The organism is Rhodomicrobium lacus, from assembly GCF_003992725.1.
In the GTDB taxonomy this organism is placed as follows: Bacteria; Pseudomonadota; Alphaproteobacteria; order Rhizobiales; family Rhodomicrobiaceae; genus Rhodomicrobium; species Rhodomicrobium lacus.
The window spans coordinates 245,372-271,623 of the sequence record NZ_RZNF01000003.1 but is presented as its reverse complement, the minus strand read 5'-3'; the positions used below and the strand labels follow the sequence as shown (position 1 = coordinate 271,623).

General features: G+C 62.4%; 27 protein-coding genes. 15 read left to right on the top strand and 12 right to left on the bottom strand.

Annotation, left to right across the window (positions count from 1 at the left end; all coding sequences use genetic code 11):
* Positions 1-343 precede the first annotated feature (343 nt).
* Positions 344-1,102, top strand: coding sequence for an invasion associated locus B family protein (locus EK416_RS05955; protein WP_164729880.1), 759 nt, complete (start codon positions 344-346; stop codon positions 1,100-1,102).
* Positions 1,103-1,323: 221 nt separating this feature from the next.
* Here the strand turns inward: EK416_RS05955 and irrA are convergent, their stop codons facing one another.
* Positions 1,324-1,752, bottom strand: coding sequence for an iron response transcriptional regulator IrrA (gene irrA / locus EK416_RS05950; RefSeq protein WP_127076591.1), 429 nt, complete (start codon positions 1,750-1,752; stop codon positions 1,324-1,326).
* 197 nt (positions 1,753-1,949) lie between these two features.
* Between irrA and fabA the strand changes: the two genes are divergently transcribed.
* The 4 genes from fabA to EK416_RS05930 are packed head-to-tail and all read left to right on the top strand — an operon-like array spanning position 1,950 to position 5,257.
* Positions 1,950-2,486 carry a 3-hydroxyacyl-[acyl-carrier-protein] dehydratase FabA gene (fabA, locus tag EK416_RS05945; RefSeq protein ID WP_127076590.1) on the top strand — a complete coding sequence of 179 codons (537 nt, stop codon included), beginning with the start codon at positions 1,950-1,952 and terminating at the stop codon, positions 2,484-2,486.
* A 54-nt stretch (positions 2,487-2,540) separates the two neighbouring features.
* The gene (fabB, locus tag EK416_RS05940) at positions 2,541-3,758 is read left to right on the top strand and encodes a beta-ketoacyl-ACP synthase I (RefSeq protein ID WP_127076589.1); all 1,218 of its coding nucleotides are present in this window, start codon (positions 2,541-2,543) and stop codon (positions 3,756-3,758) included.
* 41 nt (positions 3,759-3,799) lie between these two features.
* Positions 3,800-4,672 carry an enoyl-ACP reductase FabI gene (fabI, locus tag EK416_RS05935; protein ID WP_127076588.1) on the top strand — a complete coding sequence of 291 codons (873 nt, stop codon included), beginning with the start codon at positions 3,800-3,802 and terminating at the stop codon, positions 4,670-4,672.
* A 27-nt stretch (positions 4,673-4,699) separates the two neighbouring features.
* Complete coding sequence (locus tag EK416_RS05930; RefSeq protein WP_127076587.1) at positions 4,700-5,257, top strand: GNAT family N-acetyltransferase; 558 nt, start codon at positions 4,700-4,702, stop codon at positions 5,255-5,257.
* Between the two features lie 22 nt (positions 5,258-5,279).
* Here EK416_RS05930 and EK416_RS05925 read toward each other — a convergent pair whose 3' ends face one another.
* Both EK416_RS05925 and EK416_RS05920 read right to left on the bottom strand, forming a co-directional pair.
* Positions 5,280-6,290 (bottom strand): tyrosine recombinase, encoded by a 1,011-nt coding sequence (locus EK416_RS05925; RefSeq protein WP_127076586.1) that lies wholly within the window; start codon positions 6,288-6,290, stop codon positions 5,280-5,282.
* Position 6,291: 1 nt separating this feature from the next.
* Positions 6,292-6,432 (bottom strand): hypothetical protein, encoded by a 141-nt coding sequence (locus EK416_RS05920; RefSeq protein WP_037234637.1) that lies wholly within the window; start codon positions 6,430-6,432, stop codon positions 6,292-6,294.
* A gap of 121 nt (positions 6,433-6,553) precedes the next feature.
* Between EK416_RS05920 and EK416_RS05915 the strand changes: the two genes are divergently transcribed.
* Both EK416_RS05915 and aroB read left to right on the top strand, forming a co-directional pair.
* Entirely contained in the window at positions 6,554-7,192 is a 639-nt protein-coding gene (locus tag EK416_RS05915) for a shikimate kinase (RefSeq protein ID WP_127076585.1), read from the top strand.
* Positions 7,189-8,325 (top strand): 3-dehydroquinate synthase, encoded by a 1,137-nt coding sequence (aroB, locus tag EK416_RS05910; protein WP_127076584.1) that lies wholly within the window; start codon positions 7,189-7,191, stop codon positions 8,323-8,325. Before EK416_RS05915 ends, aroB begins: the two co-directional genes overlap by 4 nt.
* A 40-nt stretch (positions 8,326-8,365) precedes the next feature.
* Here the strand turns inward: aroB and EK416_RS05905 are convergent, their stop codons facing one another.
* The 4 genes from EK416_RS05905 to EK416_RS05890 all read right to left on the bottom strand — a co-directional run bounded on the left by EK416_RS05905 (position 8,366) and on the right by EK416_RS05890 (position 11,987).
* Complete coding sequence (locus tag EK416_RS05905; protein ID WP_127076583.1) at positions 8,366-8,887, bottom strand: hypothetical protein; 522 nt, start codon at positions 8,885-8,887, stop codon at positions 8,366-8,368.
* A gap of 92 nt (positions 8,888-8,979) precedes the next feature.
* Positions 8,980-9,978, bottom strand: a complete 999-nt coding sequence (locus tag EK416_RS05900) for an aldo/keto reductase (protein WP_127076582.1) — start codon at positions 9,976-9,978, stop codon at positions 8,980-8,982.
* A gap of 21 nt (positions 9,979-9,999) precedes the next feature.
* Positions 10,000-10,881 (bottom strand): NAD(P)-dependent oxidoreductase, encoded by an 882-nt coding sequence (locus EK416_RS05895; protein WP_127076581.1) that lies wholly within the window; start codon positions 10,879-10,881, stop codon positions 10,000-10,002.
* 98 nt (positions 10,882-10,979) lie between these two features.
* Positions 10,980-11,987 carry an FUSC family protein gene (locus EK416_RS05890; RefSeq protein WP_127076580.1) on the bottom strand — a complete coding sequence of 336 codons (1,008 nt, stop codon included), beginning with the start codon at positions 11,985-11,987 and terminating at the stop codon, positions 10,980-10,982.
* Between the two features lie 441 nt (positions 11,988-12,428).
* Between EK416_RS05890 and EK416_RS05885 the strand changes: the two genes are divergently transcribed.
* The 5 genes from EK416_RS05885 (at position 12,429) to EK416_RS05865 (ending at position 17,680) form a co-directional block, all read left to right on the top strand.
* Positions 12,429-13,925, top strand: coding sequence for a L,D-transpeptidase family protein (locus tag EK416_RS05885; protein ID WP_164729879.1), 1,497 nt, complete (start codon positions 12,429-12,431; stop codon positions 13,923-13,925).
* Positions 13,926-13,960: 35 nt separating this feature from the next.
* Positions 13,961-14,314: a cupin domain-containing protein gene (locus tag EK416_RS05880; RefSeq protein WP_127076578.1), complete on the top strand. Its 354-nt coding sequence runs from the start codon at positions 13,961-13,963 to the stop codon at positions 14,312-14,314.
* 209 nt (positions 14,315-14,523) lie between these two features.
* Positions 14,524-14,847, top strand: a complete 324-nt coding sequence (locus EK416_RS05875; protein ID WP_164729878.1) for a DUF4389 domain-containing protein — start codon at positions 14,524-14,526, stop codon at positions 14,845-14,847.
* 347 nt (positions 14,848-15,194) lie between these two features.
* Positions 15,195-15,473 carry a hypothetical protein gene (locus EK416_RS05870; RefSeq protein WP_127076576.1) on the top strand — a complete coding sequence of 93 codons (279 nt, stop codon included), beginning with the start codon at positions 15,195-15,197 and terminating at the stop codon, positions 15,471-15,473.
* 182 nt (positions 15,474-15,655) lie between these two features.
* Positions 15,656-17,680 (top strand): acetyl-CoA carboxylase biotin carboxylase subunit, encoded by a 2,025-nt coding sequence (locus tag EK416_RS05865; RefSeq protein WP_127076575.1) that lies wholly within the window; start codon positions 15,656-15,658, stop codon positions 17,678-17,680.
* A 196-nt stretch (positions 17,681-17,876) separates the two neighbouring features.
* On the opposite strand, the gene EK416_RS05860 is transcribed toward EK416_RS05865, so the two are convergent.
* From EK416_RS05860 to EK416_RS05840, 5 genes are all read right to left on the bottom strand, one after another.
* Positions 17,877-18,518, bottom strand: a complete 642-nt coding sequence (locus EK416_RS05860; protein ID WP_127076574.1) for a polymer-forming cytoskeletal protein — start codon at positions 18,516-18,518, stop codon at positions 17,877-17,879.
* 396 nt (positions 18,519-18,914) lie between these two features.
* Positions 18,915-19,148, bottom strand: a complete 234-nt coding sequence (locus EK416_RS05855; protein WP_127076573.1) for a hypothetical protein — start codon at positions 19,146-19,148, stop codon at positions 18,915-18,917.
* A 194-nt stretch (positions 19,149-19,342) separates the two neighbouring features.
* Positions 19,343-21,412: an excinuclease ABC subunit UvrC gene (gene uvrC, locus EK416_RS05850; RefSeq protein ID WP_127076572.1), complete on the bottom strand. Its 2,070-nt coding sequence runs from the start codon at positions 21,410-21,412 to the stop codon at positions 19,343-19,345.
* A 5-nt stretch (positions 21,413-21,417) separates the two neighbouring features.
* Entirely contained in the window at positions 21,418-22,167 is a 750-nt protein-coding gene (locus EK416_RS05845) for an SDR family oxidoreductase (protein ID WP_127076571.1), read from the bottom strand.
* Between the two features lie 1,283 nt (positions 22,168-23,450).
* A complete protein-coding gene (locus tag EK416_RS05840) occupies positions 23,451-24,140 on the bottom strand; it encodes a hypothetical protein (RefSeq protein ID WP_127076570.1) in 690 nt (229 codons plus the stop codon).
* A 316-nt stretch (positions 24,141-24,456) separates the two neighbouring features.
* On the opposite strand from EK416_RS05840, the gene panB reads away from it, so the two are divergent.
* From panB to EK416_RS05830, 3 genes are read left to right on the top strand one after another with little or no spacing between them, the layout of a single operon-like run.
* Complete coding sequence (gene panB / locus EK416_RS05835; RefSeq protein ID WP_127076569.1) at positions 24,457-25,326, top strand: 3-methyl-2-oxobutanoate hydroxymethyltransferase; 870 nt, start codon at positions 24,457-24,459, stop codon at positions 25,324-25,326.
* Between the two features lie 15 nt (positions 25,327-25,341).
* On the top strand, positions 25,342-25,464 hold the full coding sequence (locus EK416_RS18095; protein WP_281023866.1) for a hypothetical protein: 123 nt from the start codon (positions 25,342-25,344) through the stop codon (positions 25,462-25,464).
* Positions 25,461-26,180: a DUF2659 family protein gene (locus tag EK416_RS05830; RefSeq protein WP_127076568.1), complete on the top strand. Its 720-nt coding sequence runs from the start codon at positions 25,461-25,463 to the stop codon at positions 26,178-26,180. The genes EK416_RS18095 and EK416_RS05830 overlap by 4 nt, the downstream gene beginning before the upstream one ends.
* The last annotated feature ends 72 nt before the right edge of the window (positions 26,181-26,252 follow it).

Genomic DNA, 26,252 nt, shown 5'->3' with positions numbered 1-26,252 from the left:
GCTCGCCAGAACAGCCGCGAAAAGCGCCGCGACCAGTGCTTGGCCGCTGTGTCTTTTCGGTCGCGGTGCGCGAGCGAAACAATCGGGTTTTCCACATTGCAAGGCGTTCGGTTCCTTCGGTTACGTCTGCTCGCCCACCCCCTTCAGGCGCCGAAACTCCCAGAAAGAAAGCGTTTGGGCAACCCTTTCCGCGAAAAGAGCGACTCACGGCGGCCCTCCCCATTCCATCGCGGAACCTGTCACGGAGATGCCTCAATTCCGAGTATGCAAGCAACAGTCGGTCCGGGAGAGGGGCCAGCGGAATTCGGAACAGCCAACACGATTGAGTGAAAGGTTCGGGTTAATGGTTTTCACAAAGCTCGCGAAAGCGGCGGTGATCGGGGCCGTCGCAGCGTCGGCGCTCACGCTGGGCGTGACCGGCGCGATGGCGCAGGACAAAGGCAAGGCCAAGCCTGCCGCCACGGAACAGAAGCAGGCCGCCGGCGACCAGAAGCCCGCGGATATCTGGTACAAGCTCTGCATCGACGTGCCGGTGGCTGAGGCCACGAAGCCCGGCGAACAGCCGAAGCAGCAGAAGCCGGAAGATCTGAAAAAGGTCAACGTCTGCCTCACGCAGGTCGACGTGCGCGACAACGCGACCGCCATCCTCATCGGCAAGATTGCCGTCCGTCAGGTCGCCGGCCAGGACAAGCCGCAGCTTCTCGCCATGCTGCCGCTCGGTTCCGCTCTGCCGCCCGGAGCGCTGGTCAAGGTCGACGACAAGGAGCCCGTCAAGCTCGCCTACACGACTTGCGATCAGGCCGGCTGCTACGCTGAAGCCAACATCGAGCCCGCGCTGATCGACGACCTGAAGAAGGGCAAGCAGATCGCCTATCTCGGCATCGACGTGACGGGCCGCGCTCTCAGCATACCGCTGCCGCTCGAAGGCTTCGCCAAGGCTATCGAAGGCCAGCCGGTTCCGGTCGACAAGTACAACGCCGATCAGCAGAAGATCGCGGAAGTGATCAAGCAGCGTCTCGCCGCGCTTCGCGCGCAGCAGGAAGCCGCGGCGAAGAACCCGCAGGGCGCGGCTGCTCCGGCGGCTCCCGCTCCGAAGAAGTAATACGGCATCGAGACATGCGCCGCTTCTGCGGCGCATGACGGCGAGCCCCGCTCTGTCGGGGCTTTTTTTATCGGAAGCCCGCGCGCGAGAAACCGTCCGCGGTAGCCCGGTGGCGATTGGAATGTCGCGCGACGCCATGAAGGAGCAGCGCAGCGATCGAGCCACGAGAATCGCCGAAGCGCGAAACGCCGAAGCGCGCCGCAAATCGGACGCAGGCTGCTTTAGCCGCCCTTCTTCCTGGTCGGCTCCAGCCTGACGAGGACATCGATACGGGCAATCTCTGTGCCCGCAGGGGGCTTCGGCAAATTCTCGACCTTGATGTCGGCTGTGTCGATATCGACAAGCGAGCCGTTCTTTTCGAAGAAGAAATGAAAGTGATCGTTAATCTTCGTGTCGAAATACGTCTTCGAGCTTTCGATGGCGACTTCGCGCAGAATGCCCGCCTCTACGAACTGGTGGAGCGTGTTGTAGACGGTTGCAAGAGAGACGGGCACCCCCCTTTTCACCGCCTCGGCATGGATCTCCTCGGCGGTGAAATGCCAGTCTCCATGCCCGAATAGCAGCTCCGCGAGCGCGACGCGTTGACGCGTGGGGCGCAAGCCCGTGAGGCGCAGTCTTTCTATCGGCAGTTCCGGGATATTGTCAGACATCACTTGGCATTCCGTCGCGATCCACCTTGTAGTATAGGTAGCGACGCCTTAACTCGCAAGCGCCGCCCAAGGCCCGGAATTCCGAACGCAACGATTGGCATGGGTTGCGAGCACCGAAAGGTGTGATAGTTACGGTATATGACAGTTTAGCGACGGCCTGCCAACGAGCAGGCATGATGACTATCTAAAGAGGAAATATGTCCGAGCGGCGCCACAGCTACGACTATGAAGACTTGCTCGCCTGCGGTCGCGGCGAACTATTCGGGCCCGGAAACGCGCAATTGCCGCTTCCCCCCATGCTGATGTTCGACCGCATTACGAGCATCTCCGAAACGGCTGGAGAGCACGGCAAGGGGCAGGTTGTTGCCGAACTTGATGTCCGCCCGGATCTCTGGTTCTTCGACTGCCACTTCAAGGGCGATCCGGTGATGCCCGGCTGTCTCGGGCTCGACGGTCTCTGGCAGTTGCTGGGCTTCTTCCTCGGCTGGGGCGGATCGCCGGGCCGCGGCCGCGCGTTTGGCTGCGGCGAGGTCAAGTTCACCGGCATGGTCGTGCCGACGGTGAAGAAGCTCGAATATATCGTCGATCTGAAGCGCGTCATCCGCCGCAAGCTGACGCTGGGGGTTGGCGACGGCATTCTGAAGGCCGACGGTACCGTCATCTATTCCGCCAAGGACCTCCGCGTGGGCTTGTTTACCGACGCGAACGTGGGCATTGAAGCGGCGGCTGGCTAAAGCCTGTCCGCGCCGAAGCCTTTTGAACAAATTGCGACAACGTGGGGTCAAGACATGAGACGTGTTGCTGTCACGGGAATGGGCATCATCTCGTCCATCGGTAACAACACCCAGGAGGTGCTCGCCTCCCTGCGCGAGGGACGGTCCGGCATCGTCAAGGCGAAGGATTACGCCGAGCGCGGCTTCAGGTGTCAGGTGCACGGTGAGCCGACAATCGACTGGGAAGCCGCGATCGACCGGAAAGTTCGCCGCTTCATGGGCGCGGGCGCCGGGTGGAACTATATCGCGATGCAGCAGGCCATCGCGGACGCCGGTCTTGAGGAAAAAGACATCTCGAACGAGCGCACGGGCCTCATCATGGGGTCCGGCGGTCCGTCCACGCGCGCCATCGTTGCCGCCGCCGACACGACTCGCGAGAAGGGCCCCCGCAAGGTTGGCCCGTTCGAGGTGCCGAAGGCGATGTCGAGCACCAACTCGGCCACGCTCGCGACCCCGTTCCGCATCAAGGGCATCAATTATTCGATCTCGTCGGCCTGTTCGACCTCCGCGCATTGCATCGGCAATGCCGCCGAGATGATCGCCTGGGGCAAGCAGGATGTGATGTTCGCGGGCGGCGGCGAGGAACTCGACTGGACGCTGTCGGTGCTGTTCGACGCGATGGGCGCGATGTCGTCCAACTACAACGACACGCCCACGAAGGCGAGCCGCGCCTATGACGCGAATCGCGACGGCTTTGTGATCGCGGGCGGTGCGGGCGTGCTCGTGCTTGAGGAACTGGAGCGGGCCAAGGCTCGCGGCGCGAAGATTTACGGCGAACTCGTCGGGTTCTGCGCGAACTCGGACGGCTACGACATGGTTGCGCCGTCGGGCGAAGGCGCGGCGCGCTGCATGCGCGTGGCGATGAAGGGCCTCGACCGCAAGGTCGACTACATCAACCCTCACGCAACCTCGACTCCGATAGGCGACCTGAAGGAAATCGAGGCTGTCCGCGAAGTGTTCGGCTCGAAAGCGCCGCTGCTGTCCGCCACCAAGTCGCTCACCGGGCACTCGCTCGGCGCCGCTGGCGTTCAGGAGGCAATCTATTCACTTCTGATGATGAACAACGGATTTGTGTGTGAATCCGCAAATATCGTGGAGCTTGATCCCGCGTTCTCGGATATGCCAATTGTTCGCGAAAGACTCGATAACGTCGAGCTGAATTGCGTGATGTCGAACAGCTTCGGTTTCGGCGGCACCAACGCGACGTTGATATTCAACCGGTACGTCGCCTAGAGGCGTCGGCAATAAGCCGGATCAGGAAAGGCCACGATCTCATGACTGGGTTTGATGTAGCAAAGCCGCAGCCGTTGATGGCAGGCAAACGCGGGCTCGTCATGGGCGTGGCCAACGAACGGTCGATCGCTTACGGAATTGCCCGCGTGCTCGCGGGACAAGGCGCCGAAATCGCCTACACCTATCAGGGCGACGCCTTCGGCCGCCGCGTCATTCCGCTGGCCGAAAGCCTCGGGGGCAAGATCATCCTGCCGTGTGACGTGGTCGATCTCGCGTCGGTTGATGCCGTGTTCGACACGCTCAAGGAGAAGTGGGGCAAGATCGACTTTCTGGTCCATGCGCTGGCCTTCTCCGACCGCAACGAACTCAAGGGCCGCTACGCGGATACCACCCGCGAGAACTTCATCAACAGCATGGTGATTTCGTGCTTCTCGTTCACGGAGATTGCCAAGCGCGCCGCCGCGCTGATGACGGACGGCGGTTCGATGATCACGCTGACCTACGGCGGGTCGACGCGCGTCGTCCCGCGCTATAACGTCATGGGCGTGGCGAAGGCGGCACTCGAAGCGTCCGTGCGTTACCTCGCCGTGGATTTCGGTCCGCAGGGCATCCGCGTGAATGGCCTGTCGGCCGGTCCGATGCGCACGCTCGCGGGCTCCGGCGTGTCCGACGCGCGCGTCATCTTCAATTACCAGAAGCTGCATTCGCCTCTGCGCCGCACGCCGACGCTCGACGAAGTCGGCGGCGCCGCTCTCTATCTGCTCTCCGGCCTGTCCACTGCGGTCACGGGCGAAACCCATTACGTCGATTCGGGTTACAATATCGTGGCCATGCCTCGCCCCGAAATGATCAACGAGAAGGGCGAAGGGCTCGCCTCAGAGGCGCCGCAGCAGGAGCCACGCGCAGCCGAATGAGGCTTCGCGTTTCGGGAAAGGCATGCCGTGGCCATCACATATCCGTTGACCGCCATCGATCCGTCGGACCGTGACCGTCTTCTGGCCGAGGCTACCGAGATCTTCTTCGCGACGGCGAACACATCCGCATTCAACTCGCCGATCGTGAAAAAGGCGTTTTATCAGCGCTGGTTCGGCAATTATCTGGATTTGCAGCCGCTTTCCTTTTTCCTCGCGCTCGACAATGAGCGGCATGCGGTCGGCTATCTCGCCGGGTGCCTCGACAGTTTTTCCGATGAATCCCGCCCGATCCTCGACGGCATGGCATTCTACACGAAGAACTTTCGCGCCGCGCTTCAGGATTTTCCGTCGCATCTCCACATCAACGTGAAACCGGGGCAGCAGGGCAGGGGCATCGGTTCGCTGCTGGTCGCGCGGTTCTTCGAGCAGTGCATCGAGGCCCGTTCGCCCGGCGTGCACGTCGTGACGGGAGCCAACTCCCGTGCGGTTCAATTCTACGAAAACTGCGGCTTCCGCCGGTTTTTCCCGTTAAGGGAAGTGAGCCCGGATCTCGGGCTTCTCGTGCATCGCTTCGAGCCGAGCTAGAATCCGCTTCGAAACTTCGCGGCTACCTTTCGCCCTTCTCCACGGCGTCCTTGCTGAGCGGGTGAAAATCGAACACGGTCTGCCGCAGGCGGTCTTCCATGACGTGCGTATAAATCTGCGTCGTCGAAATGTCGGAATGGCCGAGCAGGGTTTGCAGCACGCGCAGGTCAACGCCCCTGTCGAGCAAATGCGTCGCGAATGCGTGGCGCAGGACGTGCGGAGAAAGCCGCTCCGCGTCGATACCGATGCTTGCGCCGAGAGCCTTCAGATCCTGCGCGAATTTCTGCCGTGTCAGGTGGCCGTCTTCACCCCAGGACGGAAAAAGCCATTTCGATGCAGAATTCCCGGCGGCGCCTGCCTTCCCGTCGGCTGACCGCGCGGCCGTATCGAGCGCATCCAACCAGCAATCGAGCACCGCGCGCGCCTTGGCATTGAGCGGGATGATGCGCTCGCGCCCACCCTTTCCCTTTACGGTCAGCATCTTGCGGTCGCCGAGGAAGGCGGCGCGCGGCAGCCCGACGAGTTCGGAGACGCGCAGGCCGGTGGCGTAGAGCAGTTCGAGCAGGCAGGCGAGGCGCAGCGCACGGCGGCCGCCCGGCGTTTGCGGATCGGCAACGGCCGCAGCCTGATGCGCCGCGTCGAGCAGAAGGTCCACTTCGGCGACGGTAAGCGTCATCGGCAGCACGCGCCGCGCCTTCGCGCCGTCGATGAGCCGCGCGGGGTCATCCTCGCGTACCTTCTCGGCGACAAGAAACAGCATGAATCGCTTCAGACAAGAGAGCTTGCGCGCCGCTGAATTGGCCGCGAGGCCGGCGGCGGCGCGATCCGAGAAAAACGCTTCCAGTTCGTCGCGCGCGCAATCGGCAAATGTCGAGTCGCGCTCATCAAGGAATCGCGACATCTCGCGCAGGTCCGCGGCATAGGCCGCGACCGTGTTGACTGACGCGCCGCGTTCGGCACGCATCATACTGAGAAACGCCTCGATCAGCGGCCCGTCTACCGGGGACGCGGGCGCGCTCGATGGCCGCCCCATGCTACTTGATCTTCGCGTCGCGGATCGATTTCGTCATCTCATGCGGCGACGGCTCGAAAAAGTTCGCCAGAACGAACATCGACCCGTAGAACAGCCCGGCGATCAAACCGACGATTGTCAGAAAGCGAAGAAGTGTCGGCATTTCTCCCTCCAGTCGGTCGTTCTCCTTATGGGCTGCCTCTCTTCGCACCCGTTGTCAAGGATGCGATAGAGGCTTAAGTTGCGCCCTGTCTCTTCCATTAAGCCAATAAGATGAGTGGTTCGTGACGTCGGAAAACGAAGCAGGCGGCTTGAAGCCGATGGCGAGGGCTGTGCGGCACGCGCTGGGGCGGCAGAGCGTCATCCTCGTCGGCATGATGGGATCGGGCAAGTCGTCAATCGGGCGGCGGCTGGCGACCGCGCTGGATCTGCCATTTCACGATGCCGACACAGAGATCGAAACCGCCGCCGGCATGACCATCGAAGAAATGTTCCGCATCCACGGCGAAGGTTACTTCCGCGATGGCGAGGAGCGAGTCATCCGCCGCCTTCTGCAGAGCGGCCCGCAAGTGCTGTCGACCGGCGGCGGGTCGGTCATCTCGCCCGCCACGCGAGCCGAGATCGCCAGAGGCGGCGTTTCGATCTGGCTCCATGCGCCGCTCGACCTTCTCCTCCAGCGCGTTTCGCGGCGCGACAATCGCCCCCTTCTCAAGACCGACGATCCGATGGCAGTGCTTCGTCGGCTTCTCGCCCAGCGCGAGCCCTTTTATGCGGAGTCGAATCTCAAATTCGAGAGCCGCGATGCGCCTCACGAGGTGATCGTGGACGAAATCCTCGACCTGATCTTTGCTTATCTGACAGCCAAAGAGTCCGGGGGCGCCGAAGCCCGACCGGCCGACCTGCAAGGGAGCGAACCGTCATGACGGCACAAATCAAGCCTTCCGCGCGCGTGGATGTGGAGCTTGGCGAACGCAGCTATCCGATCCTCATCGGCAACGGTTTGATCGCGGGCGCACCGCAGTTTCTCGCGGAGACATTGCCGGGCACACGCTTCGCCATCGTCGCGGACGAGGCAGTTCATGCCTACGCGGACCAGCTTGAGGCCGGGCTTTCGGGGGCGGGGCTCCTGCTTGGCCCGACGGTTTACGTTCCATCCGGCGAGGCGTCGAAAAGTTTCGCTTCTCTCGAACGGGTGACGGCGGCGCTGCTCGACCTTGGGGTCGAGCGCGACCACGCGGTCATCGCGCTCGGCGGCGGCGTGATCGGCGACCTTGCGGGGTTTGCGGCGGCGACGCTGAAGCGCGGCGTGCGCGTCGTGCAGGTTCCGACGACGCTTCTGGCTCAGGTCGACTCGTCGGTCGGCGGCAAGACCGGCATCGACACGTCGCACGGCAAGAACCTCGTCGGCGCATTCCATCAGCCTTCGCTCGTTCTGATCGACCTCGACACGTTGAAGACGTTGCCGGAGCGCGAATTTCGCGCGGGCTATGCCGAGGTGGCGAAATACGGCGCGCTTGGCGACTCGGTCTTCTTCCGCTGGCTGGAAGACAACGCCTCCGCGATCTTCGAGCAGGACACCTATCCGCTCACCGACGCCGTCGAGACGAGCGTGCGGATGAAGGCCGAAATCGTGTCCCGCGACGAGAAGGAGGCGGGCGACCGCGCGCTCCTGAATCTCGGCCACACCTTCGGTCACGCGGTCGAGGCGTGGGCCGGTTATTCCGGCGACGTGCTCCACGGCGAAGCTGTTGCGCTCGGCATGGTGCTGGCCGCGCGCTTTTCCGAGGCGGAAGGATTTTGCGCGGGTACTGTTTCGCGGCGGCTCGAAGACCATCTGGCCGAAGTCGGCTTTGCCACCACCTTTGGTGAACTGCGCCAGCGGCTCGGCCGCGGTCCATCGCTCGACGAACTGACGGGCTTCATGGAGCAGGACAAGAAGGTGAAGGACGGCAAGATGAACCTCATCCTGCTCAGCGGCATCGGCAACGCCTTCGTGGCGAAGGATGTTGCGCGCGACAAGATCCGCGCGTTCCTTGCCGCCGAGCTTGAGAGGTAGGCGACGTCGCCTTTCCGGGCGCGGAAACGCAGTACGCGCGTTATGGGCGCGCGTCCCTTTGCGCCTGGCGGATCTTCGTCCACTGCGACACCTGCCCGATCTTGGACGGGTGGACGGTCGTCCGGCGGCGGCGGCTTGGAAGCGGCGACATGCCTTCATGAGCTGTGACGCCGGGGGACGGACGGTGGAAGTCCCCGGACCGTTTGAGCGCAAGCGCGCGCCGCGCAGCCGCTCCAAGTTCTGCCTTCGCCTCGAACTTTCGGTGCCGCTCTATCTCCTTGTTCACGCGCTTCAGCGCCTGGGCGAAGACCTGCTTCCTGCGGCGCGGCTGCTCGGACGTGCCGGGAAAGCTTCCGCCGCGCGCCTCGCCCGTGCCCTTGGTTTCGCGACGCTTTGCCATGTATTGGGCCTTTTCCTTGTCGCGCAGACCGCGAAGCCGCGCCAGCGTGTCCTGAAGATCATCGCGGGCCAACTCGCAGATAGCGGGATAATGCGTCGCGCGCACCAGCTCGCGCTCGTCGTGGTTCAACAGTTGCAATTCGCTCTTGTAAGGGATCGCCATACGCTACTCCGGGCACTTTGGTTTCAAACGAGGCGGATGGCCTCGCGCAAGGTCATTTGGCCGAGGATAGCGGTTGTCTTCTTACCGACCCGTCACACGCCTGCCGGGCGTTTGTCCGGCGGAGCCATGAAGGCGGGCGAAACCGGCTCGCGGATCGTACGCTTCAGGATCGCGTCGATTTCGCGCTTCGCCTCCTCATCGATATGCCAACCCATGACTTCGCTCACAGTTTCGACCTGCGACGGCTTGCGTGCGCCCCATAGCGCGATGGTCGGTCCCTGATCGAGCACCCAGCGAACGGCAAGCGCGAGAACGGATTTGCCAAAGCGTTCCTGCGCCAGCGTCTTAAGCGCCTCCACCGCCGCGAGATAATCGTGAAAGCGCTCGCCCTGAAACTTGGGGTCGCTCCTGCGAAGATCGTCGCCGTCGAACGCCGTGTCGGCCTTCATGCGGCCTGACAAAAGCCCGCGGCACAGCGCGCCGTAAGCCAGCACGGTCAGGCCGTTTCTCTCGGCATAGGGCAACACATCCGCCTCGATCTCGCGCTCGAAAAGATTGTACGGCGGCTGCACGGCGTCGAGTTGCGCCGCCTTGCGGAATGAGTCCATCTCGGCAGGCGCGTAATTGCTGACGCCGATGGCGCGAATTTTCCCGTCGCGCCGCAGATCTTCCAGCACGCGTGCCGTATCTTCGAACGGCGTTTCGTGATCGGGCCAGTGCACCTGATACAGGTCGATGACGTCCGTGCGAAGCCGCCGAAGGGAGTCCTCGATCTCACGGCGAATGCGCTCTGGCCGCGCATCGCGCCACACCTTGCCGTCGCGCCAGTTCAGCCCGCATTTCGTGGCGATCTGGACCTTGTCGCGCAAACCACCCTCGGCGAGCGCCTTTCCGACGATCTCCTCAGACCGCCCGAAGCCGTAAACCGGCGCGGTGTCGATCAGCGTGATGCCGCGATCGACCGCCGCCCGGATCGTCGCGATGGACTGCGCCTCGTCGGTGCCGCCCCACATCCAGCCGCCGATGGCCCATGTGCCAAGCGCGATGCGCGAGGTTTCGATCCCGGATTTGCCGATTGCGATGGTTTCCATGATCCATTCTCCGCTGTTGTCTCAGTCGAGTCCCGCATCCTTGCGGGCAAGTTTCGCAATGGCCGACCAGTCGAGCGCATCGCCGCCTTCCGCCCGCAGACGGATGAAGCGGTCGCGCAGGATTCCGCCGACTGGCAGCGGCACGTTCAGCCCTTCCGCCGCTTCGAGCGCAAGCCGTACGTCTTTCTGCCCGAGCGGAACCGGGAACCCCGCCGGTTCGAACGCCTCGTTCGCGATAAGCGCGCCGTAGGTCTTGTAGACCGGCGCATTCCACAGCGTGGAGGTGAGAACATCGAGATAGGAATGCCGATCCACGCCCGCTTTCGATGTGAGTGCCATTGCCTCGCCGACCGTCTCGATAACGCAGGCCAGAAGGAAATTGTTCGCGAGCTTCACGATATTGCCCACCTTGGGGTCGTCGCCGAGGTGGAATGTCTTCTGGCCGATGGCGTCGAACAGCGGCCCTGCGTCCGCCACCGCATCCGGTGCGCCGCCCGCCATGACGAACAGTTTCGCGGCAGCCGCCGCTTCTGGCCGTCCCATCACCGGTGCAGAGATGAAGCGTTGCCCCGCCTCTGAATGCGCGGCTGTCAGTTCCTCCGCCAGAGCCACGCTGACGGTGCTCGACGAGATATGGATCGCGCCTTTCGGCAGGGCTTCGAGAACGCCGCCCACGCCGAAAGCGACGGCGCGCAACGCTTCGTCGTTCGCCAGCATGGTGAAGACGGCGTCTGCGCCAACGCATGCATCCGCGATGCTTTCGGCAGCCGTCGCGCCCAAGGCGACAAGCGGGCCTTCCTTGCCGCGTGTGCGGTTATAGACGCGCACCTCATGACCGGCCTTCGCAAGATTGGCTGCCATGCCCGAGCCCATTTGTCCGAGCCCGATAAACCCCGCTTTCATATGTTGCCTCCTGTTCCCCACCCCAATGCATGCATGGAAAACCTGTTCCGCGATCCTGGCAACCGCCCTGCCCGCGTCCGCGCAGGGGGAAGCCCTCGCTATCGGTCGCGGATTGCGATCAAGGCGGCGAGCGCTGCTTCCGCCGCGTGGAGATTGTCGAGGCAGGGTTCCCAGCCATGCGGCACCGCGACCGGAAGAGATGCCTCGAATGTGTCGTTGCGCGCGGCGTCGAGATCTTTCGCCAAGGCGGCGGCGAGGCGCGCGACATGGGCAACCCGGTCGCGAAGCCCGTCAGGCGGAGGGGCACTGCTTGTCCGCAGCGCCTCTTCGAGCGATTCCGCGAATAGCAGGGCCGAGGCGTAGAGCCGGATGGCGCGGCGGTCGTAGAGGGCCGCCATTTCACGCACCTGCAAGGCGACGAAGCGCCCGCGCAAGGTCCAGCGCACGAGGCTTCGGGCCCGGTTGATGCCGGAATTGAGGTTGATGAGGCTCGATTGCGTCTCTGTGAAAAGGGTCGTCGCGGCTTCGGCTTTCGCCCGGTCCCGATCCGAGATCGCCGCCTCGGCCTGCGCGAAACCTTTGGACAACCGCTGCAGCAGCGACTTCGCCGCCACGTCGATGAGGCGGACGGGGTTCGGTGTCATCAGCACCTGGCTGAACATCAGGCCGACGGAAGCGCCAACCACCACGTCCTGCATCCGCGCGACGCCTGCCTTCTCCGCTCCGAACGAAAGCAGCAGCACCGTTGAAATCCCCGCCTGAATCGGAACGACGGGCGCTAGGCCGAAAAGGGACGCGATCAGCAAAGCGACAAAGGTCGCCAGCCCCATGCGCAACAGCGGCTCCATCGGCGGCAGGAGCAGCGCAAGTTCGCCGACCACGATGCCCGTTGCCACCCCGATGAGCAGCCCGACGGCCTGTTGGCCACGGCTCGGCAGCGCCGGAGCGAGGCAGATGATGGCCGTGATCGCCGCGAAGAGCGGCGTCGTATGGCCGAAAAGACGGAACGAGACAACCCACGCGATGCATGCGGCAGCCGCAGAGGCAAAGGCGTCACGCCAGTTTTCGCGGGCGCGAGCTGAAAGCGTTTGCGTCCATGTCTGCATTCTGTCCCTCCGGTCGAAGGCATCGGCGGTCTCACAGAAGGAAGCGCGAGCGACATGGCATTTCAGTTAAGACCGCGGGCGGCAGCGAGCGCAATTTCGCCGGGTCGCCTGCTGCGCTCTGAATGCGACCGAGGGCGCCGACCCATCCGTAGTCGCATTTAAAGTGTATAAGGTGGTCTGGAAATTAAGGTTCTGGAGCGGCTTGTGAATTTGGGATCGACACCGCACTCGCTCCAAAAGGAAGGCCGATTTCAGATCCGCTCTAATATCCGCATAGGCTTTGCGCGGCACAATTTCACGCTATAGTTACGGCAAAGCCTGCATACTGCGCTCCCCGGCAACCCTCACGAATGTTCAAACGTCATGCGTCGATTTGATTTCCCGAGCCCGCGCCGCATTTTCCCGTCCGCTCATAGCGCCGCATCCGCTTCGGCGGCTCTCATGGTCGCGCTTGTCGGCTTTGGATTGGTGGCGCAACCGGCTGACGCGCGCCGCCGCTACTATCAGCCCGAACGCGAAGAACCGCAGGCGGTCGAGGATACGCAGAGCCGCGCGCCGGTCGGGCCGCTCTACGGCGTGGTTTCGCTCGCCGATCAGCATGTGACGTTCTACGACGCGAAAGGCGTCTGGGCGCGAAGCCGGGTTTCGACAGGGCAGCAGGGCTACGCGACGCCCGCCGGCGTATTCTCGATCCTTGAAAAGAACCGCTATCACCGCTCCAACATTTACAGCGGCGCGCCGATGCCGTTCATGCAGCGGCTGACCTGGACCGGCGTGGCGCTGCATCTGGGCGTCGTGCCGAACTATCCGGCGAGCCACGGCTGCGTGCGGCTTCCGGCCGCCTTCGCGCAGCGTCTTTTCGGGGTGACGAGCGTGGGCATGCGCGTCGTCATCGCACCGCAGGACGTCGCCCCGGTGGATATAGCGCACGCGAAGCTGCCCGCTCCCAAGCTTTTGCCTCTGCCGGACAAGGCCGACGACAGGACCACCGGCAAGCAAGACGCCACACCGGCTGTCGAACCGGTGGCACTTTCCGCCGGAAAGCCTGACCAAACGAAACCGGATCTCGTTGCGCCGGGCGAATACGCGGAGGCCCTGAAGGCTGCGGCCATCCAGAAGGGCCGCGCTGCCGCGCAGGCGAAGAAGACCGCCGTGGCTCTTGCCGGGAAAAAGCAGTCAGAGCTTAGGCAGGCCGACAGGGATGTCGCCTTGGCCGAAGCGGATGTGAAGCGCGCGAGCCGCGAGCTTGAGACCGCCACTCGCGCCGCCGAGAAGGTCGACGCCGACGAGGCGACATCGAAGGCCGTCGATCAGCGCCTCAGCGCGTTCGAAGCAAGGCTTGCCGATGCCGAAACGAAAGCGGGTGCCGCGCGCGACGCTCGCGCCGCGATCGAGCGCGATCTGCTCGCCGCGCAGGAAGCCGTTCGCGCGGCCATCGCCGACGGCGACGAGGCCACCGAGATGGCGAGGGACGCTGCTTCGCGCGCGACCCCGATCTCGATGCTCATCAGCCGCAAGACGAGCCGTCTTTACGTGCGGCAGGGCACGACCCCCCTGTTCGACGTGCCCGTGACGATCAAGGACGCGGATCGCCCGCTCGGCACGCATCTTTTCATTGCGACACGAACCGGCGACAACAAGGCCGCGCTGAACTGGGTCGGCATCACGCCGCCTGCCGCCGTCGAGGTGAAGTATCGCCGGCATTCGAGCCGCCGCGGCCGCGCGGTCGAACCGCTTGAACCGGAACGTGCCGCGCAGCCGTTCCCCGAGACCGCCCCCGCCGCACTCGACCGGATCGAAATCTCCGAGGAGGCGAAGGATCGCATCGGCGAGAGGCTCTATGTCGGCTCGACACTCATCCTCTCGGACGTCGCGTCGAACGACGGCAAGTTTCCGATGGATTTCCAGATCCTCGCGCGCACCATCGTGAGGGATTAAAATCGTCCGATCAGAGATCGAAGGCGGGAGCGTCGATGGCGAACGAAGGCAACATTTTTGCCGATCTGCCGCTCACTGGGAGCGCGGATGAAGACATCGCCGCGCTTCTCGATGTACCGGGGCTTCGCGTCGAACGCATCGTTTCGACCGGGCAGGCGAGCCCGCCGGACTTCTGGTACGATCAGCCGTCCGCCGAATGGGTGTTGCTGCTCTCCGGCGCCGCGCGGCTGCGGTTCGAGGGCGAGGAGGACGCTCGAACGCTGAAACCCGGCGACTACGTTTTCATTCCGGCCCGGCGGCGCCACCGGGTGGACTGGACGTCGCCGGACGCGCCCACCGTCTGGCTCGCGCTGCATTTCGACGACGGCGGCGAATCGAATCGAGATTGAGCGGTTCGTGCCCGCGCGGCGCGACCCCTGATGAATCTTGAGCGAAACACGCGCCAGGCGTGTCCGAGTGCGTCATGACAACCCCGAAATGCCCTCTAACCGGCCCACCTCTGTGGAGAAGCTGTGGCGGAATGTCGCATATCGCCCCAACGGCGCAATGCCGCTCACTTCCCATGATAAGCGGGGGTTGCGAAGGGATGGAGGATACCATGATGAGTGAAGCAGCAAATCTCTCGGCCGTGGAGGCCGACAAGACCAAGTCTGATGCCGCGCAGGAGCCAAGGAACTGGCCTCGCGCGGGTCTCTCACTTTTCTTTCTTGTTCTGTTCAGTGTCGGGCAGAGCCTCTTTTTTGCGTTGGCTCTCGTGCAGTTGGTCTGGTTTCTCGTCCAGCGGGCTCCGAACCCGTTCCTGTCTCGGTTCGGACCAAGCTTAGGTCAGTGGCTGGGTGACGCATCGCGGTTCATCTACCATGACACGGAGGAGAAGCCTTTCCCGTTCAAGGCCTGGCCGGCTATCAAATCTGACGCGTAAGCTTTGAAGAAGGCTGGTGTCCGTCCGCAGCTAAGTCGACACGGTGGACACCTCCTTGGAATAAGCGGGACAACCTCCTCCCTTCGCAATTGAGGAATTGCCCCGCTCCTCTTACCCGATCCGTTTGTTCTGAAATCCGTTTATTTCACCTTTTCAAAAGCCGCTTATTATTATCAGGCCGTTTCTTGCAGTTCCTCTCGTGAACAATTTCCCGTGCTCGCGCATTGGCCCTCATGCGAACGATTTCCGACCGTGGCATGGTACGGAAGACGCTGCCGGAGTTCGCACCAAAGGCGAATTCCCCCGATAAAGCGGCTCGACAGGACCGTTCAAGAGCGAGGGCGAACATGAAGCTTCTTCTGAAACGCGCTTCCGCGGGCTGGAACGATCTTCCGCAACTCATCCGCTTTCTCGGGCTGAACGCCGGTATCGGCATCCTTGCGGGCTGGCTCTTGCTCGTGCTCATCCTCGCGACCGACGTGAACGGCGTCGGCACCCTGATCGCGACATCGGAAGCGCCGCTCGTACCCATCGGCATGCTGATGGCTGGCTTCGCCGTCACGTTCGGCAGCGCGGCGGCGGGCGCGGCCGTGATGATGATGGCTCACGACCGGGACGACGCGTAACCGGCGAGCACACCCGCGCGCTTCCCAGAGGCAATGCTCAAGCCCTACCTAAACCGCATGCGTGGTATATGGCAGCAGTCAATAATTAGCAGGATTGATGCGCGGCCATATGACGGCTAGAACAGGCGCAAACAAGACAATAAATACCAAACTGCCGCTGCCTGCCGCATAGGATGCCCGCAATGTTCAAGAAGATTCTCATCGCAAACCGGGGCGAGATCGCCTGCCGGGTGATCAAGACCGCGCGCCGTATGGGCATCAAGACGGTCGCCGTCTATTCCGAGGCCGACCGAAACGCCGTGCACGTGGAAATGGCCGACGAGGCCGTGCTGATCGGTCCGGCTCCAGCCGCCCAATCGTACCTCATCGCCGAGAAGATCATCGAGGCGGCGAAAAAGACCGGCGCGGAAGCTATCCACCCCGGTTATGGCTTTCTTTCGGAAAATGCCGGCTTCGCCGAGGCGCTGAAGGAGGCCGGCATCGCCTTCATCGGCCCGAACATCGAAGCCATCAAGGCGATGGGCGACAAGATCGAGTCGAAGAAAGCCGCGGCGCAAGCGCGGGTCTCGACCGTCCCGGGTTATCTCGGCGTCATCGAAAGCCCGGAGCAGGCGATCTCGATCGCGAACGACATCGGTTATCCGGTGATGATCAAGGCCAGTGCGGGTGGCGGCGGCAAGGGCATGCGTATCGCGCGCTCGGCCGACGAAGTGCGCGAGGGCTTCCTCACCTCGACGGCGGAGGCGAAATCGAGCTTCGGCGACGACCGCGTGTTCATCGAGAAATTCGTCGAGAACCCGCGCCATATCGAAATACAGGTGCTCGGCGACAAGCACGGCAACGTGGTCTACGTGTTCGAGCGCGAATGTTCCATCCAGCGCCGCAACCAGAAGGTCATCGAAGAAGCGCCGAGCCCGTTCCTCGACGAAGCTACGCGCAAGGCGATGGGTGAGCAGGCGGTGGCCCTGTCGAAGGCCGTGAACTACGAGAGCGCGGGCACCGTCGAGTTCATCGTCGACCCGAAGAAGAACTTCTACTTCCTCGAAATGAACACGCGCCTTCAGGTGGAGCACCCGGTCACGGAGATGATAACGGGTCTCGACCTCGTGGAACAGATGATCCGCGTGGCCTATGGCGAGAAGCTCCAGTTCAAGCAGGAAGACCTGAAGATCAACGGCTGGGCCGTGGAAAGCCGCGTCTACGCCGAAGATCCGTTCCGCAAGTTCCTGCCCTCCATCGGCCGCCTCGTGAAGTATCGGCCGCCGGTCGAAGGGCCGCGCCTGAACGGCACCATCGTGCGCAACGACACCGGCACGGAAGAGGGCGGCGAAATCTCGATGTTCTACGATCCGATGATCGCGAAGCTCATCACCTGGGGACCGACGCGCGAAGCCGCCATCAATGCGCAGGCTGCCGCGCTCGACGCGTTCTACATCGATGGCATCGAGCACAACATTCCGTTCCTCTCGGCGCTCATGCAGCATCCGCGCTGGCGCGCAGGCAATCTCTCCACCGGCTTCATCGCGGAAGAATATCCGGACGGCTTCCATCATCGCGAGCCGGAGGGCGAGGAACGCGATATTCTTGCCGCCGTCGCCGCCTGGATCGACCACATCAATAACATCCGCCGCCGCCACATTTCGGGGCAGCTTCCGCATGCGGTCGGCCTGCGTCTCGGCGCGGCGCGTATCGTCAAGCTCGGCAAGTTCGAGCAGCATGTGGTGCTGGCGGGCGACTACAAGAACGGCACGACCGTTACCTTCACGGATGCCGACGGCAATCCGCAGAAGACGGTCGAGTTTGAAACCAAATGGTGGTTCGGCAAACCCATCTGGCACGGCAAGGTCGATGGCAAGGAAGTCTCGGTGCAGGTGCGCGTCATTCCGAACGGCTTCGACCTGTCCTATAATGGCGTGCGCACGAAAGCCCATGTCTACACGACCCGCGAGGCGGGTCTGATTGCGCTGATGCCCGAGAAGAAGGCCGCCGACACCTCGAAGAAGCTTCTCTGCCCGATGCCGGGCCTGGTCGTGTCCATTTCGGTGGAAGAGGGCCAGGAGGTGAAGGAGGGCGAGCAGCTCGCCATCGTCGAGGCCATGAAGATGCAGAATGTCTTGAAGGCTGAGCGCGATGTCACCGTCACGAAGCTTCGCGCGAAGCCGGGCGACAGCCTCGCGGTGGACGCGGTGATCATGGAATTCGCTTGATCGCGGCCGGTCCGCACGATTGCAGAAGCCGCTCCTTCGGAGCGGCTTCTTTTGTCTGCTTTCCGGCACTCCGCGCAGTCAAGTGACGGCACACGGCTTCTGACACGTCGCAGCTTTCCTGCGCGAGCCATGCGCAAGCGAGCGACGGCAGCCGGACTGGGATCTATTGAAAATGGTCTGCCGAGGGAAGCGCGCGTCAGCCCCGGACGTTCACATGCACAGTCTGCGCGCGGCCGGAGTTAGCCCCGCTCTCGTCCGAGACGAGCACATCGAAACTCGCGGTGTTGCTATCGCCGCCGTCATGCACGAAGAGGACGCGCCCCGCTTCGATGTCGGCCTGCGTAAAGCGGTCCACCGAAACGCCAGCGTTCGCCGCAAGCGCCACGATACCGTTCGAAGCGTTTGACACGGCATAGCTCAGCTCGTCCGCGCGGTCGTCGGGGTCGATAGCGGTAAGGTCTTCGGTGGTAATCACGACCGAGCGCCCGCGCTTGACCGTGACGTCGAGATCGCCTGCGAGCTTCGGCGGCACATTGCGCAGTTCGGCCGAGAGGTCGGCCCCCATTTCCATGGCAAGCTGGCCGTAACGCACATTGCCGTTCACGACACCGGAGCTTCTGATACTGATGAGGTTCTTCACGAAGACCTCGCCCTGGAGCGAGCCCGCGACATCGGCCTGATCGGTCTTCAGCGTGCCGAAAAACGTGCCACCCTGATGGACGATCACCGATTCGGCGGCAAGTTCGCCTTCGACATAGCCATGGATTTCCATCTGGCGGCAATTGCGGATCTTGCCCTTGATGATGGTGTCTTCCTGGATGATCGCCTCGCGTGCCACTGCCGCCTCGCTCTTGCTGTGTCAGCACTGCGGCGTCGTTTTCCGCCGCTGACGATAAGGTCGCGGCACCATAGGCCGCCGAGCCCAAGCCAAGCAATCGAAATCAGGGTGAACGGCAGATTGCGTGCGGCCTGTTGCAACCGCACCGCCATCATGAAACTTCAGCGCGGTAATGAGCGCGAGGCGGAGCGCTACAGCGTCGTGCCGTGAAACCGGACGCGGCACGGCGCTTGATCAGATTGTCTGCGTCAAATCGGAGCCGATTTGACGCAGACTGGAGCCTGATCCAATCAGGACGATCCAATCGATCGGTGAAGCCGCTTCCGGTTTCTATAACTGATTATGGAAGAGACCATCATGCCGCTCTGACTGCGATCCAATCAGAGCGAACCGGCTTTAGTCGATAACCTTCTTGCAGGCCTGGCTGAGTTCCTTCCGCTTGGACTTCAGACAGGCGAGGATCTTGTCTTCCTGAGGCGGCATCACGTATTCGGGGCAGAGGCGATAAACGTCGGGCTTGCAAGCTTCCTGTTCGTCCTTCGTGCCCCGATGGCCGTTATATTGGGCCATTGCGCCCGCGCTCGCTGCCAAGAACGCCGCCGCCACGGCTGCGCACACTGCATTCCGCATTGTTAAGTCTCCCTCTGAGGTGCTGTTGAAGCGGCAACCGGTCACCTTTGACGCCGCACGGCTATAAGCTAGGTGATTCGCCAAATGTGCGCCGCTTCTCCCGAAGTTCTGGCACGGATCGCTTTGTTTTGCGTCGTGAGTGAGGCGCTTTCCCACCAAAAGGGCGTGAACGTTTTTCCGTTCCGGCGAAGCACTTACTTGCGGTCGTTGTACCAGTCGTAGATCTGCTGAGCCATGGCGGCGCTGATGCCGTCGACCGCCTGAAGATCGGAGAGTCCGGCGCGGCTGACAGCCTTCGCCGAGCCGAAATGCTTCAGGAGCGCGCGCTTGCGCGTCGGCCCGATGCCCGGAATGCCGTCGAGTTCATTCTCTGTCATGGTCTTCTTCCGTTTCGCGCGATGCGAGCCGATGGCGAAACGGTGCGCTTCGTCGCGAAGCCGCTGCACGAAGTAGAGCACCGGATCGTTGAGCGGAAGAGAGAAGGGCGGTTTGCCCGGCATGAAGAAGCGTTCGCGTCCCGCATTCCGGTCGGGCCCCTTGGCGATGCCCGCGATGGCGAGCCCATGCAGCCCGAGTTCGGCCAGCACCTCCTGCGCGGCGGAAAGCTGGCCCGCGCCGCCGTCGATCAGCAGGAGATCCGGCCACGCGCCGACATCGCCGCCCTGCGCAACCGCCTCGCCGTTCTCTTCCTCGGTATATTCTTCTTCCGCGGGCGAAGGCAGCGACGAGGTCTCGCTTGCGATTGTCGCGGTCGCCGGGGCTTTCCCTGCCGCCTCCGTCTCCGCCTCGATATCGCTCGCCGCGGCGTCGCCAGCCGGAAGGCCGTGCTCCTTGATGAGGCGTTTGAACCGCCGCGTCAGAACCTCGCGCATCATGCCGAAATCGTCGCCCGGCGTGAGGTCGGCTGCCCGGATGTTGAACTTGCGATAGTGGTTCTTCGCGAAGCCTTCGGGCCCGGCGACGATCATGCCGCCGACCGCGTTCGTGCCCATGATATGGGAGTTGTCGTAAACCTCGATGCGGCGCGGAACCCGTTCGAGACCGAAGACCTGCGCGACTCCCGCGAGCAGCCTCGCATTGCTCGTCGTCTCCGCAAGCTTGCGGCCCAGCGCTTCGCGCGCGTTCTGATGCGCGTAGTCGACGAGTTCGCGCTTTTCGCCCCGCCTCGGCGTGACGACCTCTACCTTGCGGCCAAGCTTCGTGGAAAGCGCCTCCGAGATGAGCGCCTGCTCAGGCACCTCCTCGGAAAGAAACACGCAGCGCGGCACGAGCTTGTCGTCGTAGAACTGGGAGATGAAGGAGCCGAGCACCTCGGCGGGCGAAAGGCTCTTGTCCGCGCGCGGGAAATAGGCGCGGTTGCCCCAGTTCTGGCCGCTGCGGAAAAAGAAGACCTGAATGCAAGTCTGGCCCCCTTCCTGCGCGATGGCGAAAACGTCCGCTTCCTCGACGCCCTTCGGATTGATGCCCTGATGCGCCTGGACATGCGCCAGCGCCCACAGCCGGTTGCGATATTTCGCGGCGCGCTCGAACTCCAGCGCTTCGGCCGCTTCCTCCATCAGTGTGTTGAGCTTTCGCTGCACGGCGTCCGTTTTGCCGGACAGGAACGCCGTCGCTTCTTCCACGAGCTTTGCGTATTCGCTGAGCGGGATTTCGCGCGTGCACGGTCCCGCGCAGCGCTTGATCTGAAACAGGAGACAGGGCCGCGTGCGGCTGTCGTAAACGCTGTCGGCGCAGGTGCGCAGAAGAAAGGCGCGCTGAAGCGTGTTGATGGTGCGATTAACGGCGCCCGCGCTCGCGAACGGACCGAAATAGTCGCCCTTGACCGTGCGCGCGCCGCGATGCTTCGCAATTTGCGCCGCTTCCTGATCGCGCCGGATAACGATGTAAGGGAACGACTTGTCATCGCGAAACGACACATTATAGCGCGGCTTGAAACGCTTGATGAGGTTCGCTTCGAGAAGCAGCGCCTCCGCTTCGGTGCGCGTATTCACGAATTCCATCGTCGCCGTCGAGCGGATCATCGCTGCGATGCGGTTCGTGTGGCCGCCCATGCGCGTATAGTTCTGCACGCGGGCCTTCAGGTTCCGGGCCTTGCCGACATAGATCACCTCGCCCGCGAGATCCATCATGCGATAGACGCCGGGGCCGGTGCCGAGGTTCTTCACATAGCGATGGATGACGTGCGGGCCGGTTTCGGGCGCGCTCGCGGCGTCCTCCGCCGCGAGGTCCGACGCCACTTCGATTGTGTCCTCGATGTCGGGCATGCCGGTTATGTAACGCGGATGTCCGGCGTTTGCCACATCAGATGCTGGCCGCCGTCGACGGCGATGGTCTGGCCGGTGATGGACGGCTGGTCGAGGAGAAAACCGACCGCGCGCGCGATCTCGTCTGGCCTCGCGCCGTGGCCGAGCGGCATAGCGGCGTCCTCGCGGGCAAACTCGTCTTCCGTCTGATGGATGCTTTTCAGCGTGGGGCCCGGTGCGACGGCGTTGACGCGGATGCGTGGCGCGAGCGCTTGCGCTAGGGTTTTCGTCGCGGAATGAAGCGCGGCCTTGCTTACTGTATAAGAGAAAAAATGCGGGTTGGGGCGCAGCACGCGCTGATCGAGAATATTGACGATATTGCCATCGGCGCCGGCTGGAAGCTGCGCAACGAAAGGTTGCGCGAGAAAGACGGGCGCCTCCAGGTTGACGGCCATATGGCGCCGCCAGCTTTCGGGCGTGAGCGATGCCAGATTGTCATCGGCGAAGGTCGACGCGTTGTTGACAAGGCATGTGAGGCGGCCGACTTCTGCGACCACCCTGGGGATAAGCTGTGCAACGTCTGCGTGAGATTCCAGGTCGGCCTGAAAACCTGCGGCAACGCCACCCGCAGCCGTGATCTCCGCGACAGTGGCATCTGCGTCAATCTTCGACTTATTGTATTGAATCGCAATGATAAATCCGCGAGAGGCGAGGTGGATCGCGATCGATCTTCCGATCCGCACAGCCCCCCCGGTGATCAGCGCAACCTCCGCCATCAACCCCCTCACTGTGTCCGCGCCGCAACTTTTAGGCGAATCAAACGAAAACGCACGTAAAAGTAGTTGCGCCTTATCCTTTCTCGCTATAGTTGTATTTCCAGCGAGGCAAGAGAGAAACGCGAACTTGTAGCTCAGCCGGTTAACAAGATCGATAGCTCAACTCATTGGAGAGCAGCTCTCGTGCATCGTTAATGATCCCTGTCTATCCACGCCCAAGGATAGCTTCGATCATTTCCCTCTCAAGTGCCCAGAAGGCCGGACCCCTGCCCCACCCGGGTCCGGCCAACTCTATTTTAAACTGTGCACAACTTCAAGCTGAAATTGGGCTGATCGTCTCCCGCTTTGGGATGATGCATAATTTGCTCCCGCCGTGGCGAGCGATGGGTCAGGCCGCGTTCGCGGCACCTTTACCACCTCCGGTTTATCATCGGCACCATAGTCGAATGTTCGGCTGTGACCGCGAGAGGTGCAAGGTGATGATGAGAATGATCGCTCTTCTTCTTTTCGGTGCGCTGCTGGCGGCGATATCGCCCGGCATTCTTGACGGGGCCGACGCGTCGGGATGGCGCTCGCACCATGGTGCGCGTGCGGCAATGACATACCGCGCCCCCGCCGCGAGACCGCTCTATTGGGTCTATCGCAGCCCGCGCTTTGTTCCGCCTCCGCCAGCGCCGGAAATTTTTACGTTTGCATGCTGTCCCACAAATCGCGTCAACACGCACATGTATTGACGAGAACGCGACGTTTCTGGAGCGCGCGTCTGATGTTGCTGTTCGTGCACGGAAGCCGGGTGCGCCGGTAAGCTCCGGCGGCGGAAATCCTGACGACGGATGCCGCGGGTATGGGCTTGCTCCCCCACTCCGGCGAGTGGGGTAAGTTTAGGTCCTGCGAGTTTGGCCAAGCTCAAGGAACGTGTGGGATCACGAAGATTACACACTGTCCTGCCCGCTCACCCGATATGAGGAGCAGCCCGACATGATGTGCGCTCGATCGAATGGGCTGCAGTCGCGACTTACAGCGTCGCGTCGTGGAACTGACGAGGCACGACGCTGTAGATTTGCGTTGTCGATCAGCTTGCCTTGCGTAAATCGAGTTCGATTGCGTAGGCCGCTCTAGTGGAGCTTTTGAATTTGACATTTGAGTCCCGGAGGCTGCGCGCTCTCGCTCAAATGTCAAATTCAAAAGCTCCACTAGAATCATGATGTTGCTAGTGGTCTTTTCGATTCCGACATTTGCTCGCAAGCGTGCTGCAAACGGATGCAAATGTCGGAATCGGACCGCTAGTAGCGCGGGCCGTCGAAGCGGCGAATCGGCACGCGTTCGTCGTCATACGGGCGCTCGTAACGCGTCGAGCCGTAATCGTCGTAGCGCGGGCGGGAGCGATAGAAATAGGGCCGGGGATATTCAACCGTGCGATAGCCGGTTTCATAGCGGACGCGCTCGCGATAGTTTTCGCAACCATGGCCGCAATAGCCCGACCTCACGCGCTTGTACCAGCAGAAGACGCCGCAATCGTTACGGTACGAACTCTCTTCATAGCGGTCGCGCCAGCGATAAGACCTGTAGTAAGGACGTTGATACTTGCGGCGCTCGCCGTTCGAATACACGTTCACGGTGCCGTAGTTGTTCTTGATGTAGACCTGCGAATTGCCGCCGCTGAAATAGCGCTTGCCGTATGAAGGGCGCGGTTCGCAAGGATAGTCCCAGCCGCAGCCGCGGCGGCGCGTCCAATAGTAACGCGGTTCGCCGTAACGATACGCGTAGCCAGAGCCGTAACCATAGCCGGATGCGTTGTTGTAGCGATAACGGTAATCGTATTCCTCATCGACCTTGATCACCGAAGACTTGGCGTCAATTGCTTGCGCAAGGCTCGATGCCTGCGACAGAGGAACGGCGTTCGCTTCGACCGTCGACTGATAGGCCACGGCCAATGCGAAGAGCGTCAGCGCAGCAAATACGCGCCTGATCATGAAACCCTCCGAACATAATTCCAACTTTTAACGATTTTTCCTAAAACTCGAAGCGAGTGCCAGCTTATTTCGCAAACTCGGTTAATTTTCGGAAGCGCCGCGCTCTTGCATATTTCCCCGGCACCCCATTTCCGCTATTCAGCGCTCTTAGTCTCCTGGTCGGGCGAATTCGGGGAAATCGAGATAACGTTGCCGCGCGCTCGTTAGAACGCTCCGCCAGAAAAGGAAAGCTGATAGCGGCCTTCGTGCTTCCGACATTTGCGCACGAGATGCCGGAATTGCTGCAAATGTCGGATCGGACCACCAGGAACAAGCCATGTCACAGCATTCGGTCATCCGGCGCGTTACGGCACCAGACATCCGCGCGAAGAAGGGAGGCGACAAGATCGTGTCGCTCACCTGCTATCACGCGCACACCGCGCGGCTTGTCGATCCGCACATGGATTTTCTGCTCGTGGGGGATTCGCTGGGGATGGTGATGCACGGGCTTGAGACGACGGTGCCGGTGCCGCTCGACATGATGATCATGCACGGTGCGGCTGTCGTGCGCGGCTCACGCCATGCGCTCGTCGTCGTGGATATGCCGTTCGGCTCCTATGAGGAGAGCCCCGCTGTAGCGTTTCGCAACGCCGCGCGGGTGATGAAAGAAACGGGCTGCGGCGCCGTGAAGCTCGAAGGCGGCACGCGGATGGCGGAAACGGTCGCCTTTCTCACGCAGCGCGGCATTCCCGTCATGGGACATATCGGCCTCACGCCGCAGTCGGTGAACATGATGGGCGGCTTCAAGACGCAAGGGCGACGGCAGGAAGAGTGGGCCGCCATCGAGGCGGACGCAGCGGCTGTTACCGAAGCGGGCGCGTTTGCCGTCGTGCTTGAAGGCATGGCGGAACTGCTCGCCGCGAAAATCACGCGCGCCATCCAGATTCCGACCATCGGCATCGGCGCTTCGGCAGAATGCGACGGGCAGATCCTCGTGCTGGAAGACATGCTCGGCCTTTCACCCGCTGTGCCGAAATTCGTGAAGAAGTTCGCCGAACTCGGCGCGGCCATCGAGGACGCGGTCAAGGATTATGCAACGGAGGTGCGGGCGCGCCAGTTTCCGGCAAAGGATCACGTCTACGCCATGGCAAAGCCTGCGGACGAGAAGCCGCGAGTCACGAAAATGTCCAAAACGAAGCCCAGGTGATCAGGCAGTTTTTTCGTGGAGAAGCGCGCGTTTTTGACCGATGCGACGGGCATGCGCGGAAAGCCGCTTCCGCTGAAGCGGGCGCTGCCCTATCTGTTGCAAAACGGTGACATCATAATGAAGGCAGAAACGCCATGAGCAGTGACGAAAGCTTTATCCGCGAGGTCAACGAGGAGCATCGCCGCCAGCAGGCCGCGATCTTCTTCAAGAAGTACGGCATTTATCTCGGTATCACGGCGCTGGTGATCGCCGCCGGTGTCGGCGGATATAAATGGGATCAGGCTCGTCGCGCGGCCGATGCGGCCCGTGGTGGCGATGCGCTCGTTACCGCGATCACGCTTCATGAGGACGGCAGGGAGGCTGAGGCCGAGAAGGCGCTCGCCGACCTCGCGGGTTCAGGCCCCGGCAATTATCGCGTTCTGGCGCGTCTGCATGCGGCCGCCGAATCGCTCGCCCAGAAGAAATACGAGCAGGCCGCCGAAGACTATCGGGGCGTGGCCAGCGACGAGGGCGCACCGGCGACGCTTCGCGATTTTGCGCGCGTGCAGATCGCGGCGCTCTCTGTGGATAAGGAAAGTTACGAGTCGCTGTCTCAGACCCTTGCTCCCTATCGTTCGGGAACGAGCGAATGGCGATTCGCTGCCAAGGACGTGCTGGGTGTCGCCGCCTTCAAGGAAGGCAAGCGCGATGAAGCCGAACGTATTTTCGGCGAGATCGCTAGCGATGGTGCGGCGCCTGCGGGAATGCGGCAGCGGGCTCAGATCATGCTGGCCCTTCTCTTCGATCAGCCGAAGGCGGCACAGGCCGGACAAACGGGGACAAAGGACGGAGCGAATGAAGCGAAAACACAATAGCGCGCGTTACGGCCGTCGGTTTTTGCTTGTTTCATCCGTAAGTGTTTTATCAGCCGCCGCGCTTCTCGGCGG

Coding starts and splice junctions, on each gene's coding strand:
- fabB (WP_127076589.1), top strand. CDS start 2,541: ATGAGACGTGTTGCTGTCACGGGAATGGGCATCATCTCGTCCATCGGT.
- EK416_RS05875 (WP_164729878.1), top strand. CDS start 14,524: ATGATGAGTGAAGCAGCAAATCTCTCGGCCGTGGAGGCCGACAAGACC.
- EK416_RS05885 (WP_164729879.1), top strand. CDS start 12,429: ATGGTCGCGCTTGTCGGCTTTGGATTGGTGGCGCAACCGGCTGACGCG.
- EK416_RS05855 (WP_127076573.1), bottom strand. CDS start 19,148: ATGCGGAATGCAGTGTGCGCAGCCGTGGCGGCGGCGTTCTTGGCAGCG.
- EK416_RS05865 (WP_127076575.1), top strand. CDS start 15,656: ATGTTCAAGAAGATTCTCATCGCAAACCGGGGCGAGATCGCCTGCCGG.
- EK416_RS05830 (WP_127076568.1), top strand. CDS start 25,461: ATGAGCAGTGACGAAAGCTTTATCCGCGAGGTCAACGAGGAGCATCGC.
- fabI (WP_127076588.1), top strand. CDS start 3,800: ATGACTGGGTTTGATGTAGCAAAGCCGCAGCCGTTGATGGCAGGCAAA.
- irrA (WP_127076591.1), bottom strand. CDS start 1,752: ATGTCTGACAATATCCCGGAACTGCCGATAGAAAGACTGCGCCTCACG.
- EK416_RS05925 (WP_127076586.1), bottom strand. CDS start 6,290: ATGGGGCGGCCATCGAGCGCGCCCGCGTCCCCGGTAGACGGGCCGCTG.
- EK416_RS05895 (WP_127076581.1), bottom strand. CDS start 10,881: ATGAAAGCGGGGTTTATCGGGCTCGGACAAATGGGCTCGGGCATGGCA.
- EK416_RS05870 (WP_127076576.1), top strand. CDS start 15,195: ATGAAGCTTCTTCTGAAACGCGCTTCCGCGGGCTGGAACGATCTTCCG.
- fabA (WP_127076590.1), top strand. CDS start 1,950: ATGTCCGAGCGGCGCCACAGCTACGACTATGAAGACTTGCTCGCCTGC.
- EK416_RS05920 (WP_037234637.1), bottom strand. CDS start 6,432: ATGCCGACACTTCTTCGCTTTCTGACAATCGTCGGTTTGATCGCCGGG.
- EK416_RS05840 (WP_127076570.1), bottom strand. CDS start 24,140: ATGATCAGGCGCGTATTTGCTGCGCTGACGCTCTTCGCATTGGCCGTG.
- EK416_RS05890 (WP_127076580.1), bottom strand. CDS start 11,987: ATGCAGACATGGACGCAAACGCTTTCAGCTCGCGCCCGCGAAAACTGG.
- EK416_RS05955 (WP_164729880.1), top strand. CDS start 344: ATGGTTTTCACAAAGCTCGCGAAAGCGGCGGTGATCGGGGCCGTCGCA.
- aroB (WP_127076584.1), top strand. CDS start 7,189: ATGACGGCACAAATCAAGCCTTCCGCGCGCGTGGATGTGGAGCTTGGC.
- EK416_RS05905 (WP_127076583.1), bottom strand. CDS start 8,887: ATGGCGATCCCTTACAAGAGCGAATTGCAACTGTTGAACCACGACGAG.
- EK416_RS05900 (WP_127076582.1), bottom strand. CDS start 9,978: ATGGAAACCATCGCAATCGGCAAATCCGGGATCGAAACCTCGCGCATC.
- EK416_RS05845 (WP_127076571.1), bottom strand. CDS start 22,167: ATGGCGGAGGTTGCGCTGATCACCGGGGGGGCTGTGCGGATCGGAAGA.
- EK416_RS05880 (WP_127076578.1), top strand. CDS start 13,961: ATGGCGAACGAAGGCAACATTTTTGCCGATCTGCCGCTCACTGGGAGC.
- uvrC (WP_127076572.1), bottom strand. CDS start 21,412: ATGCCCGACATCGAGGACACAATCGAAGTGGCGTCGGACCTCGCGGCG.
- panB (WP_127076569.1), top strand. CDS start 24,457: ATGTCACAGCATTCGGTCATCCGGCGCGTTACGGCACCAGACATCCGC.